This window comes from Microbacterium telephonicum, from assembly GCF_003651225.1.
In the GTDB taxonomy this organism is placed as follows: Bacteria; Actinomycetota; Actinomycetes; order Actinomycetales; family Microbacteriaceae; genus Microbacterium; species Microbacterium telephonicum.
On record NZ_RCDB01000001.1, the window covers coordinates 324,955 to 337,157 of the forward strand.

11 protein-coding genes are annotated in these 12,203 nt (G+C 72.3%); 5 read left to right on the top strand and 6 right to left on the bottom strand.

Annotation, left to right across the window (positions count from 1 at the left end; translation table 11 throughout):
- Positions 1-4 precede the first annotated feature (4 nt).
- Positions 5-1,747, bottom strand: a complete 1,743-nt coding sequence (locus tag C7474_RS01590; RefSeq protein WP_121057042.1) for a cation:proton antiporter — start codon at positions 1,745-1,747, stop codon at positions 5-7.
- Positions 1,748-1,754: 7 nt separating this feature from the next.
- The gene (locus tag C7474_RS01595) at positions 1,755-2,765 is read right to left on the bottom strand and encodes a malate dehydrogenase (protein ID WP_121057043.1); all 1,011 of its coding nucleotides are present in this window, start codon (positions 2,763-2,765) and stop codon (positions 1,755-1,757) included.
- Positions 2,766-2,851: 86 nt separating this feature from the next.
- Between C7474_RS01595 and ypfJ the strand changes: the two genes are divergently transcribed.
- From ypfJ to C7474_RS01610, 3 genes are all read left to right on the top strand, one after another.
- Positions 2,852-3,724 (top strand): KPN_02809 family neutral zinc metallopeptidase, encoded by an 873-nt coding sequence (gene ypfJ / locus C7474_RS01600; protein ID WP_121057045.1) that lies wholly within the window; start codon positions 2,852-2,854, stop codon positions 3,722-3,724.
- Complete coding sequence (gene pip / locus C7474_RS01605; protein WP_199692340.1) at positions 3,721-4,701, top strand: prolyl aminopeptidase; 981 nt, start codon at positions 3,721-3,723, stop codon at positions 4,699-4,701. Before ypfJ ends, pip begins: the two co-directional genes overlap by 4 nt.
- A 280-nt stretch (positions 4,702-4,981) precedes the next feature.
- Positions 4,982-6,520 (top strand): DEAD/DEAH box helicase, encoded by a 1,539-nt coding sequence (locus C7474_RS01610; protein WP_121057047.1) that lies wholly within the window; start codon positions 4,982-4,984, stop codon positions 6,518-6,520.
- A 28-nt stretch (positions 6,521-6,548) separates the two neighbouring features.
- On the opposite strand, the gene C7474_RS01615 is transcribed toward C7474_RS01610, so the two are convergent.
- From C7474_RS01615 to C7474_RS01625, 3 genes are all read right to left on the bottom strand, one after another.
- Complete coding sequence (locus C7474_RS01615; protein WP_121057049.1) at positions 6,549-8,237, bottom strand: aldehyde dehydrogenase family protein; 1,689 nt, start codon at positions 8,235-8,237, stop codon at positions 6,549-6,551.
- A gap of 317 nt (positions 8,238-8,554) precedes the next feature.
- Positions 8,555-8,818 (bottom strand): glutaredoxin family protein, encoded by a 264-nt coding sequence (locus C7474_RS01620; RefSeq protein WP_121057051.1) that lies wholly within the window; start codon positions 8,816-8,818, stop codon positions 8,555-8,557.
- A gap of 44 nt (positions 8,819-8,862) precedes the next feature.
- Complete coding sequence (locus C7474_RS01625; RefSeq protein ID WP_121057053.1) at positions 8,863-9,972, bottom strand: xylanase; 1,110 nt, start codon at positions 9,970-9,972, stop codon at positions 8,863-8,865.
- A 145-nt stretch (positions 9,973-10,117) separates the two neighbouring features.
- Here C7474_RS01625 and C7474_RS01630 point away from each other — a divergent pair, with 145 nt between their 5' ends.
- Entirely contained in the window at positions 10,118-11,260 is a 1,143-nt protein-coding gene (locus C7474_RS01630) for a glycosyltransferase (RefSeq protein ID WP_121057843.1), read from the top strand.
- A 1-nt stretch (position 11,261) separates the two neighbouring features.
- On the opposite strand, the gene C7474_RS01635 is transcribed toward C7474_RS01630, so the two are convergent.
- Positions 11,262-11,561 carry a TetR family transcriptional regulator C-terminal domain-containing protein gene (locus C7474_RS01635; protein ID WP_241965048.1) on the bottom strand — a complete coding sequence of 100 codons (300 nt, stop codon included), beginning with the start codon at positions 11,559-11,561 and terminating at the stop codon, positions 11,262-11,264.
- Here C7474_RS01635 and C7474_RS01640 point away from each other — a divergent pair.
- The gene (locus tag C7474_RS01640; RefSeq protein WP_121057055.1) at positions 11,550-12,194 is read left to right on the top strand and encodes an IMPACT family protein; all 645 of its coding nucleotides are present in this window, start codon (positions 11,550-11,552) and stop codon (positions 12,192-12,194) included. The genes C7474_RS01635 and C7474_RS01640 overlap by 12 nt on opposite strands.
- Positions 12,195-12,203 lie beyond the last annotated feature (9 nt).

Consider the following 12,203-nt stretch of genomic DNA (forward strand, 5'->3'; position numbering starts at 1 on the left):
CCGCTCAGTCGTCCTCGTCGTCGACGCGCAGCTGCAGGCTGAGCTGTTCGGCGTCGAGCCGGGTGAGCGCGTGCCGCAGCGCCGCCGTGGAGTACGACCCCTCGTGGGAGAGCTCATCGAGTCGGGTGCGCATCGCCTCGATGAGCGCGATGCGCAGGGCGAACATGTCGTCGGCGGTGAACTCGCGCGATTCCGCGGGCGGCTCGGCCATCCGCGCGCCGATCTTGTGCAGCAGCTCCGGGTCGAACGCGGTGCCGTCGGGTCGCTGCAGACCGGGGCCGTCGAGCAGAGCCCGGGCGGCGTCGTTGAGTTCGTCGTCGAGGCGCTCCCGCTCGGCCGCCACCGCGGGGTCGTCGACGACCGCGGGGATGCGCAGCCACTTCACGACGAGCGGCACGGTGAGTCCCTGCAGCAGCAGGCTCGCGAGGGCGACGAAGAAGGCGACGAGCACGATCAGGTCGCGCAGCGGGGTGTCGTCGGCCCCGATCGTCTGCGCCGCGGCGAGGGTCACGACACCGCGCATCCCCGCCCACACGATGACCGTCCCCTCCTTCCAGCCGAGGGGTGACCCCTGGTAGTAGTTCAGGTCGTTGAGACCCCGACTCACCCGCGCGCGGAACCCGGTGAGACGCCGCGCGGCCTCGTCGGGGTCGAGCTGTCCGGCACGCGGACCGCCGCGGCGCCGGGCGTAGTCGCCGGAGGATTCCATCTCGTCGAGGCGCTCGCTGATGGCGACGAGGCGCTCGCGCCGCGAGCTGCGGGCGCGGCGGGCCAGCAGGGCGACCAGCCCCGACACATACACCGCCCGCACCAGGATGACGACGCCGAGCGCGGCGAGGGCGATCGTGATCGGATGCCAGAGCCCGCCCGCTTCGGCGCGCGCGTTCGAGACGACGACGTCGCGCAGCTCCAGGCCCATGATCAGGAAGACCGTGCCCTCCAGGATGAGCTCGACGGTGCGCCAGTTGAGACGGTCCGAGATGCGCTGCTCGGGGGTGAGCCACCGGGTCGAGCCCTGCCCCGTGACGATGCCGGCGACGACCGCCGCCACCAGTCCCGACCCGCCGAGGTGCTCGGTCGGCAGGTACGCGATGAACGGGATCGCGAATCCGAGCGCCGTGTTGGCGGCGGGGTCCTTCACCCACCGCCGCACCCGCAGGAACAGCACGCCCACGACGGCGCCGATCGCGACGGCCGCCAGCACACCCCACGCGAACGCGCCGACCGTGCCCCAGAACGAGAACCCGGCGGCGGCGGCGACCACCGCGCTGCGCAGCAGCACGAGGGCGGTGGCGTCGTTGAGCAGACTCTCGCCCTCGAGCATCGTCACGACGCGCGGCGAGATGCGGAGCCTCTTGATGATCGAGGTGGCCACGGCATCCGTGGGGCTGAGGATCGCCCCGAGAGCCACCGCGATCGGGAAGGTGATCCCGGGGATCATCAGCACGAACAGGCCGCCGAGCACGAGCGAGCTGACGACCACGAGCAGCACCGCGAGCCCCGCGATCGGCAGGCCGTCGCGGCGGAACTCGACCGCCGGCAGCCGCACGGCGGCGGCGTACAGCAGCGGCGGGAGGATGCCGACGAGGATGAGGTCGGGCTCGATCTTCACCGGCGGGATGAACAGCGAGACCACCAGGCCCACGCCGACGAGGATCAGCGGTCCCGCGACGCCGAGGCGTCGGGCGAGCATCGTCGACAGCGTGATGACGGCGATGCCGGCGACGAGGATCGGGATGGCCTCCATCGCGGCCTCAGATCACCCCGAGCTCGCGGACCGCGTCGCGTTCGGCGACGAGTTCCGCGACCGACGCGTCCAGGCGGGCACGGCCGCGCGCATCGAGCGAGAGGCCGTCGACGACGCGGTAGCCGTCGCCGTCGCTCGTGACCGGGAACGAGCACACCAGACCCTCGGGCACGCCGTACCAGCCCGTCGAGACCACGGCGGCCGAGGTGCGCCTGCCGTCGGTGCCGAGCTGCTCGTCGCGCACGTGGGAGATCGCGGCGTTCGCGGCCGATGCCGCCGACGACGATCCGCGCACCGAGATGATCTCCGCGCCGCGCTGGGCGACCCGCGGGATGAACTCCCCGTCGAGCCACGCGGTCGCCGCGTCGCCGCCGCCGAACCGCTCGGCGAGCAGTTCCGGCGCGGGGCGTCCGGCGACGGTCGCGTGGGCGACGTCGGGGAACTGCGTGGCCGAGTGGTTGCCCCAGATCGTGACGCCGGCGACCTCGCCGACGGGCGCGTCGAGCGCGGCGGCCAGCTGCGCGACGGCGCGGTCGTGGTCGAGGCGGGTGAGCGCCGTGAACCGGTCGGCGGGGATGTCGGGCGCGCTCGCCGACGCGATCAGGGCGTTCGTGTTGGCGGGGTTCCCGACCGTCAGCACGCGGATGCCGGCGGCGGCGACCTCGTTCAAAGCGGCGCCCTGCGGGCCGAAGATCCCCGCGTTCGCGGCGAGCAGGTCGGCGCGCTCCATCCCGGCGGTGCGGGGGCGGGCGCCGACCAGCAGGGCGATCTCGGCACCGTCGAACGCGACGCGCGGGTCGGCGCTGATCTCCACATCCTGCAGCAGCGGGAACGCGCAGTCCTGCAGTTCGAGGGCGGCGCCCTCCGCCGACTTCAGACCCTGCGGGATCTCGAGCAGGCGCAGCCGCACGGCGCGGTCCGCTCCCAGCATCGCGCCCGCGGCGATGCGGAACAGCAGGGCGTAGCCGATCTGGCCGCCGGCTCCGGTCACGGTCACGGTCGTCGCGGGGGCGGTCATGGGCACGAGCCTAGCCGCGGCGCGCCGCGCGCGTCGCGGGGCCGGTACGCTCGCCGCGGCACGAGTGTGACGGTACGGTGATCGGCATGACGTTCAACACCGGCGCCGAACTCGGGGGATCGTCGGCGCGTCGCCGCGGCGGACTCGTCGCCGGCGGCGTGGGCGTCGCGGGGCTCGGTGGACTCGCCATCCTGTTGTTGAATCTGTTCACCGGGGGCGACATCGGCGGACTCCTCGGCCTCGGCGGCGATCCGTACGCCGGCTCCTCCGGATCCGGGACGGTCATCGAGGACTGCGAGACCGGCGCCGACGCCAACCGCGACGACGAATGCCGGCTCGTGTTCGGGCAGCGGGTGCTCGACGAGTACTGGGCCGATCACGTGCAGGGCTATCGCGCTCCGCAGCTGGTCGTCGTCGACGGCTCCACCTCGACGGCGTGCGGCACGGCATCCGAGCAGACCGGACCGTTCTACTGTCCGCCCGAGGAGACGATCTACGTCGACCCCGACTTCTTCGCGCTGCTGCGCACGCAGTTCGACGCGAGCGCCGGCCCGCTCGCCCAGCTCTATGTGCTCGCGCACGAGTACGGCCACCACATCCAGCAGATCACCGGCGTGTTCGACGCGAACCCGCCGAACGGCACGGGGCCGGAGAGCAACGGCGTGCGCACCGAGCTGCAGGCGGACTGCCTCGCCGGTGCGTGGGTGGCCGATGCCGCCGACGAAGTCGACGCGAACGGCACTCCGTACCTGCAGCCGCCGACGGAGGCACAGGTGCGCGACGCGCTCGACGCGGCCGCCGCGGTCGGCGACGACCACATCCAAGCCCAGTCCGGGTACGTGAACCCGGAGAGCTGGACCCACGGGTCCAGCGACCAGCGCCGGCGGTGGTTCGCCGCCGGCTACCAGAACGGACTGTCCGCGTGCGACACGTTCTCGATCCCGGGGAGCAGCCTGTGAGCACCGGACCCGCCCATCTCGACGACATCCTGTATCCGCCGATCGAACCGTACGAGACGGGGTTCCTCGTCGCCGGCGACGGGCAGCGCGTGTACTGGGAGCAGTCCGGCAATCCCGACGGCAAGCCGGTGGTGTTCCTGCACGGCGGGCCCGGCGCGGGCACCTCGCCGTGGCACCGGCGGTTCTTCGATCCCGAGCGCTACCGCATCGTGCTGCTCGACCAGCGCGGATGCGGCAAGTCGACGCCGCACGTGAGCGAGCCGGACGCCGACCTCCGCTTCAACACGACGTGGCATCTCGTGGCCGACATCGAACTGCTGCGCCGCAACCTCGGCATCGAGACCTGGCAGGTGTTCGGCGGCTCGTGGGGGAGCGCGCTGGCGCTCGCCTACGCCGAGACGCATCCCGACGTCGTGAGCGAACTCGTGCTGCGCGGCATCTTCACCCTGCGCCGCCATGAGCTGGAGTGGTTCTACGAGGGCGGTGCGGCGGCGATCTTCCCCGACCTGTGGGAGGCCTACCTCGAGCCGATCCCGGTGCTCGAGCGCTCGCGGCTCATCGAGGCGTACGCCCGCCGCCTCGCCGACCCCGACCCGGCCGTGCACGTCCCCGCCGCCGTCGCGTGGACGACATGGGAGGCCTCGACGCTCACGCTGCTGCCCGACCCCGACCTCGTCGCGTCGATGGCCGAGCAGCAGGCGGCGGTGGCGTTCGCGCGCATCGAGAACCACTACTTCCTCGCCGGCGGCTGGTTCCGCGAGGGCCAGCTCATCGAGGACGCCGGTGCGATCCGGCACATCCCGACGGTCATCGTGCAGGGGCGCTACGACGTGTGCACGCCGATCATGACCGCGTGGGACCTGCACCGCGCTCTGCCCGAGGCCGAGTTCGTCGTCGTGCCGGACGCGTCGCATTCGGCATCCGAGCCCGGCATCGCCCGCGCCCTCCGCGCCGCCACCGACCGCTTCGCCGGCTGAGGCGCGGCGGCTGCAGTCCCGACCCCGCGCGAGACACCACAACCGCCCCGAGAAACCACCTCAGACGCGGTGTCTCGCGACGCGAGTGGTTTCTCACGGGGAGCTCACGGTAGACTGAAGGTTCTTGTCGCGCCGGCGTCGCCCGCGGCATGCGTCGTAGAACGCTTCCCTCGCCGCCCGGACTCCGGATGATCGGCTGACATTCACATACGGCGAACCCGCACGCGCATCCGCGCGCGGGCCACCGACAGGGTGCGAATGCGCGCCCAGAAACCCCCACATGTCTGACATCACGTTCCGCACGCTCGGCGTGCCCGCCCCCCTGCTCGACGTGCTCGCCGCCGACGGCAAGACCAGCCCGTTCCCGATCCAGGTCGACACGCTCCCCGACACGCTCGCCGGCCGCGACGTGCTCGGCCGCGGCAAGACCGGCTCGGGCAAGACCCTCGCCTTCTCGATCCCGATGGCCGCGCGCCTCGGCGGCGCACTCGCCGGCGGCAGCCGCCGAGCGGGCCGCATCCTGGGCCTCGTGCTGGCCCCCACGCGCGAGCTCGCGACCCAGATCGACGCGACCCTCGCACCGCTCGCGGCCGCGTACGGCCTGAAGACCACCACGATCTTCGGCGGCGTCAACCAGAACCGCCAGGTCGCCGCCCTCAAGGACGGCGTCGACATCGTCGTGGCCTGCCCCGGCCGCCTCGAAGACCTCATGCAGCAGGGCTTCGTGCGCCTGGATGCCGTCGAGATCACCGTCATCGACGAGGCCGACCACATGGCCGACCTCGGCTTCCTACCCGTGGTCACCCGCATCCTCGACAAGACGCCCCAGGGCGGCCAGCGTCTGCTGTTCAGCGCGACCCTCGACCGCGGCGTCGACAAGCTCGTGGACCGGTTCCTGCAGAACGAGGTGCTGCACTCCGTCGACGAGGCGCACTCGCCGGTCGCCGCGATGACGCACCACGTCTTCCACGTCGAGGGCAACGACGCCAAGAAGGACCTCGTGCGGATGCTGGCCTCGGGCCGCAGCCGCCGCATCCTGTTCACGCGCACCAAGCACGCGGCCAAGAAGCTCGCCCAGCAGCTGACGGCCGCCGGCATCCCGTCGGTCGACCTGCACGGAAACCTGTCGCAGCCGCAGCGCGACCGCAACCTCGCCGCGTTCTCGTCGGGGGAGGCGAAGGTGCTCGTGGCGACCGACGTCGCGGCCCGCGGCGTGCACGTCGACGACATCGAGCTGGTCGTGCACGTCGACCCGCCCATGGAGCACAAGGCGTACCTGCACCGCTCGGGCCGCACCGCCCGCGCCGGCGCGGAGGGCTCGGTCGTCACGATCGTGCTGCCCGGCCAGGAGAAGGACGTCAAGGACCTGCTGCGCAAGGCGGCCATCACGGTGACGCCGGTGACGGTGACCGCCGAGTCGCCGCAGGTCGTGGAGCTCGTCGGCGAGGTCGCCGCCTACGTCACGCCCGCGCCCAAGCCCGTGCAGCAGCGCGGCGGCGGACGCAGCCAGGGCGCCAACGCGCAGCGCAAGCGCGCCGCGCGCGAGGGCCAGGGCGGTCAGCAGTCGCAGGGCGGCCGCGGTCGCGGCGGTCAGGGCGGGCAGGGCGGTCAGCCCCGCAAGGACCGTTCCGGCCGTCCCGCGGGCGAGCGCTCGGGTCACCGCACTGCCGGGCACACGGCATCCGCCCCGCGTCAGGCGCAGCCCGCGAAGCAGCAGCCCGCCGGCAACGCCCGTACCGCCGGGCGTCGCGCGCAGCACGGCGGCGGCCTCACGGTCGGGTCGGTCGTGCGTCAGAACGGCCGTCGCACCGGCCGCTGATCCCGGTGCCTGATCGCGGATGCCGCGGTCAGGCGCGGAACGCCTTCAGCAGCGTCGCCGACATCGCGGCCCAGTCGCCGTCGATGCGGAAGCGGGTGAAGCCCTCCGACACGGCGGCGCCGGTGCGCGAGGTCACGAACCACGGCGGCTTCGGCAGTGCCGAGAACCGCCCCCGGCCGACCGACCGCGGGAATGGACGGAAGGGCCCCCGCACGACGGTGCGCTCGACGTCGTCGAGCAGGAACGCGTTGTGCACGACGCCGATCCCGCTCGGGGCGTCGTCGACCGTGCCGCCGGGGAAAGCGCCCCACGTGGCCGTCGGGGTGAGGAACCCGAACGCGGTCCACGCGTTGACGGCCACCGTGCCGTAGCGCAGGTCGGCGACCGCGCGCTCGAATCCGGCGCCGAGGGCGGCCTGCGTGACCGGGTCGACGAGCACGTTCGCGCCGAGGGTGCCGACGAGGCGGTCGTTCGCGTGGGCGACGGCGGCGTCGAGGAACGCCTGACCCGTGCCCGGCAGCGCGACCACGCCCAGCACGGGCGAGAAGTACTCGGTCGTCTCGAGGTTCCCGGCGTCGGATGCGGCGGGCTCCACGAGCGCGCGGGTGCCGTCGCCGCACCACGCGGCATCCGGATACGCCTCCCGCGCGGCGGCGAGTTTCGCCTCGCCGCCCGGGTACCAGACCGGTCGGGCGGGCGCGCGGTCGTACGCGGCGCGCAGCTCGGCGAGGAACTCCGCGCGCCGCGGCCAGTCCTCGCTCAGCAGCACGACCTGCCCCGCGATGCAGTTGTGGCCGCCGTTGTGCAGGCGCATCGTGACGACATGCTCGGCCTGGAACCGCAAGTCGGCCGCCGTCCAGTCGCCCGGCACGACGATGATGGGCGAGACGCCGCCGAGCTCGGCGGTGATCGGCACGTGGAGGCCGGGGGTGATGGCGCGGAACGTCGCCTCCGACCCGGTGACGTGCACGTGCGCGACCGACGGATGCTGCGTGAGGTGGGCGCCGACGTCGCCGCCGCCCGTGACGATGCGCAGGAATCCGGGCTCGATCAGCGGCGCGAGCGCGCGCCGGAAGACGGGGACGAGGGCATCCTGCGTCGGGTTGACTTTGAGGATCGCGACGCGATTGGCCGCCATCAGCTCGTACAGCACGTCGAGGAAAGGGATCGAGCTGACATTCCCCGCGCCGAGCACGAGGCCGATACCACCGGAAGCCGTCGGGGTGAGCTGGGCGAGGCCGGCCCGGCGCTGGGCGTGCGCGGGCGTGACGCCGGGGGTGAGCCACACCTCGGTCGTGTAGCCCGACAGCAGCAGCGCGTCGGTGGCGGTCAGCGGCGAGGTGTGCACGGCCGTGCGCCCACCGGGCGCGGCGCTCGTGCGCACACGGGTGAGCGGGCTGCGTCCGGCCGCGAGTGCGTCGAGCGTGTCGGCGTAGGCGTCGACCGCGACGAGCGCCGCGTACGGCCCCGACAGCCATTCCTCGCCCCGCAGCGGATGCCCCGGCCGCAGCCCCTTCGACGTCGAAGCGACGTCGGCCCACTCCGCCGCGACGGCCGAGACCGACGCGCGGATGCGGCGCATCAGCGTCGCGCGCTGTGCGAGCGTCAGGGCGGCCCAGGTGCGCGCGCCGGTGTCGAGGTCGGCGAGGGCGGCATCCAGGTCGTCGCGCACGTCGGCGGGCAGGGCGGTCGTCGAAGGCGGTGATGTCGGGCTCACGCGCTCAGCCTAGGTGGTGCGTTCGGGAGGAGATCTGCATTCGGGAGGGCGGATGCGGGAGCCGCGTCCTCCCGAACGCACATCTCCTCCCGGGTGCACGGGGTTCCGGGTGCGTGCGGGCGTTTCGACTCGCTGCTTCTCGCTCAACGACCGGTGCTGCTCCCGGTCGTTGAGCGAGAAGCGCAGCGACGAGTCGAAACGCGCAGGGCGCCACCTCCGGTCGTTGAGCGAGAAGCGCAGCGACGAGTCGAAACGCGCAGGGCGCCACCTCCGGTCGTTGAGCGAGGAGCGCAGCGACGAGTCGAAACGCGGCGCGCTCAGATGAGGGCGAGCTCGCGCAGCTTCGCCTCGACGTCGGCGTTCGACGGCTCGACGTGGTGCGTGGCATCCGGGTAGACGACCACGGGGATGTTCGTGCGGCCCGAGATCTCGCGCGCGACGTCCGCGGCGGCCGGATCGGCGACGAGGTCGACGTAGGTGTAGGCGATACCGAGGCCGTCGAGCTGCGCCTTCGTGCGGATGCAGTCGCGGCACCAGTCGGCGCCGAACATCGTGATGGCGGTGGACGTGGGGGAGGTCATCCCTCCATTGTCGTCCCGTTTCCGGAGGTGGAGGTCGCGTCGGCTCAGCCGATGAGCTTCTGCAGGTCGGCGACGGTCATGCCGTAGTTGATGCGCACGCAGGGGAGGGCGAGCTTGTCGTGGCCGATCGAGACGTATCCCTGCTCGATCGTGCGCCCCAGGAGGAAGCCCGCTTGAGCGACGCCCTGTTTCGTACGGTCGTCGTAGTGGCCGTACGGGTAGGCGACGACCTCCTTCACGCCACCGAGCGCGGCCGCGGAGGTCTCGAGGTCGGCGGCGATCTCGTCGGGGGAGAGGTTCACCATCTGCCCCTTGCCGTTCGCGCCGGCGACGTGCATCGCGTGGGTGTGCGAGCGCGGCAGGATGAACGCGTTCTGGGTGGCGACGCCGTCGCCGGTGATGTCGAAGGAGGTCGCCAGCACCTGCAACTGCTCGTTGATCGGCGCCGCCATGGAGAGCCATGTCGGATCGGCGTCGTCGTCGGTGACGATCACGGAGTGGTCGGGCAGGAAGAGGCGACCGTCGATGAACGCGTCGAGTTCGAGCCAGGTCGGCAGGTAGAACCCGCCGTCCTTGATGTGCTGCATGTGTGCGCGGTAGTCCTCGATGTACGCGTAGTTGCCGCGCAGCCATCCCGACTCGCCCTCGGGCTTGTCGGTGAACTGGTGGTACATGAGGATCGGGAGGCGGGCGCCTTCGGCCGTGTTCTCGGCGGGCGTCTTCCACGCCGCGTGCAGCGTGCGCTGTCGGTCGGTGCAGGCGACGAGGTCGGCGCCGTTGACCCGGCCCGGGACCGCGAAAGCGGCGGCATCCGCCGGTGTGTCGTACCAGCCGGCGAACACGAACCCGTCGCGCGCCGGGATCGGCAGTGCGGCGTAGAGCGCCCCGGTCGTCTCGAGCACGGGTGCGTCGGCGATGCCGTCGCCCGTGAAGCTCACGACGCACGCGGCGGCGGGGTCGGGGGCGGACGCCAGCAGCTGCTCGACCGGGCTGAGCGGGGTCGGGGTGGGGCTGGGCGTCGGCGTCTGCGTCGCGCTCGACGCGGGAGCAGCGGCCACCGGCTCCGGCGCGCAGCCGGTGGTGAGCACCCCCGTCGTGACGGCCGCCAGCGCGACCGCGAACCCCAGCAGACGACGTCGTGGAACGTGCGTCATCCGTGCATCCTGACACCGCGGAGGCCCCGCGACACGCCGACACGGGAGAAGGGGTGGTGAACCCTGTGAAAACTCGCGGCCGTGCACAGGTTCCGCGTGCAACGATGGTCGCGGATCTGTGCCCCACCGCGTTCCAGGAGTCATCATCGAGCTGTCGATCATCGTCCCGACCTTCAACGAGGCGCCTAATGTCGCGGAGCTCGTGGCGCGGGTCACGGCGGCCGTCGAGGGGATCGACGCCGAGATCGTGTTCGTCGACGACAGCACCGACGACACCCCCGAGGTGATGCGCGTCGTCGCGGCCGGAGCCGGCATCCCGGTGCGCGTAATCCACCGCGACCAGCCGGTCGGCGGGCTGGGCGGCGCCGTGGTCGAGGGCTTCCGCGCCGCGGCGTCGGATGTCTGCCTCGTCATGGACGGCGACCTGCAGCATCCGCCCGAGAAGATCCCCGAGATGTTCGAGCGACACCGCGAGGGGGACGTCGACGTCGTCGTGGCGTCGCGGTATGCCGGCGGCGGCACCTCGACGGGCCTCGCCGACCGCACCCGCGTACTCGTCTCGCGCGCCTCGACCGCGCTGACGAAGGCGATGTTCCCGGTGCGGCTGCACGATGTCAGCGACCCGATGACCGGGTTCTTCCTGGTCTCGCGCAGTGCCGTCGACCTCGACGGGCTGCATCCGCGCGGGTTCAAGATCCTGCTCGAGATCCTGGTGCGCAAGCCGTTCCGCATCGCCGAAGTGCCGTTCGACTTCGGCGACCGGCACGCCGGCGAGTCGAAGGCGTCGTTCCGGCAGGGGATGCACTTCCTCGCCCAGCTCGCCGCGCTGCGCTTCGGCAAGATGTCGCTGTTCGCCGTCATCGGCGGCCTCGGCGCCGTCGCCAACGTCGTGATCGTCTGGGCGCTGACGCATCTCGGCGTCGACTACGTGGTGGCGGCGATCATCGCGGCCGAGGTGACGATCATCGGCAACTTCCTGCTGATCGAACGCTTCGTGTTCCAGGACATGCGCGGTGACGCGTCGGGTGTCTGGTCACGGTTCGCGAAGTCGTTCGCGTTCAACAACGCCGAGGCGGTCATCCGCATCCCGATCGTGGCGCTCATGGTCTCGACGAGCCACATCTCCGCCGTGCTGGCCACCGCGATCACGCTCGTCGTCGCGTTCTTCGTGCGGTTCGTCTTCCACTCGCTCGTCGTCTACGCACCGAAGAAGCAGGGCACGCCGTCGGCGGCCCGCGAGGTGATCGAGAAGCTCGACGAGCAGGCGATGCAGCCCGGCGAGCTCTGACTCAGCCCTCCGTAGAGGCCGCGCCCGCCCCGCCGCGCGGCGGGATCTCCAGCAGGTGCAGGAAGTCCTCGAACAGGCCCACCATGTCGACCGCGTCGGGGTCGAGCAACCACTGCAGCTGCAGACCGTCCATCATGGCGGTCACGAGCTGGCCGACGCGCTGCGGGTCGAGGTCGCGGCGCAGCTCCCCGTCCTGCTGCAGGCGCGAGAACGAGGCTCGGCGACGTCGCCAAGGCGAACGCGCTGGAGGTCTGACCCGGCCGGTGGGCGCGCTTCGTAGGCTGGAGGCATGCGCGCCCACCCCGACACGATCGCGGCGCGCACCGACCACGAGCTCGTCGTCAAGAAGTCGCGGTTCCTCACGCGCGCCGAGCCCGTCGCCTCGGTCGCGGAGGCCGAGGCCGTCATCGCCGTCGCCCGCCGCGAGCACTGGGACGCCCGTCACCACTGCACCGCGATGGTGACGGGCCTGCTCGGCGACCAGGCGCGCTCATCGGATGACGGCGAGCCCTCGGGCACGGCCGGGATGCCGATGCTCGAGGTGCTGCGCCGCCGCGGCCTCACGGATGTCGTCGTGGTCGTGACCCGCTACTTCGGCGGGGTCAAACTCGGCGCGGGCGGACTCGTGCGCGCGTACTCGACGGCGGTGTCGGAGTGCCTCGACGGCGCCGCGCTCGTGCATCGGCGCGCGCTGACGCAGGTGGTCGTCGAGGTGTCCCACGCGGATGCCGGGCGCGCCGACAACGTGCTCCGTGACTGGGCGGGGCGTCACGGCGCGACCTGGGGTGAGCCGGCCTACGGGGTGCGAGCGGCGCTGGAGCTGTGGGTGCCGGAGGAGGAGCTCGCACGGCTCGACGCCGACGTGGCCGCGGCATCGGCAGGAGCCTGGTCGGCTCGTCGGGGTGGAGAGCGCGTCGTCGACGTGCCGGCGTGAGCGCCGGGC

Bases quoted from the DNA above. Each gene is read 5' to 3' on its own strand.
- C7474_RS01590 (WP_121057042.1), bottom strand. From the start codon at position 1,747: ATGGAGGCCATCCCGATCCTCGTCGCCGGCATCGCCGTCATCACGCTG.
- C7474_RS01595 (WP_121057043.1), bottom strand. From the start codon at position 2,765: ATGACCGCCCCCGCGACGACCGTGACCGTGACCGGAGCCGGCGGCCAG.
- ypfJ (WP_121057045.1), top strand. From the start codon at position 2,852: ATGACGTTCAACACCGGCGCCGAACTCGGGGGATCGTCGGCGCGTCGC.
- C7474_RS01610 (WP_121057047.1), top strand. From the start codon at position 4,982: ATGTCTGACATCACGTTCCGCACGCTCGGCGTGCCCGCCCCCCTGCTC.
- C7474_RS01620 (WP_121057051.1), bottom strand. From the start codon at position 8,818: ATGACCTCCCCCACGTCCACCGCCATCACGATGTTCGGCGCCGACTGG.
- C7474_RS01625 (WP_121057053.1), bottom strand. From the start codon at position 9,972: ATGACGCACGTTCCACGACGTCGTCTGCTGGGGTTCGCGGTCGCGCTG.
- C7474_RS01640 (WP_121057055.1), top strand. From the start codon at position 11,550: ATGCGCGCCCACCCCGACACGATCGCGGCGCGCACCGACCACGAGCTC.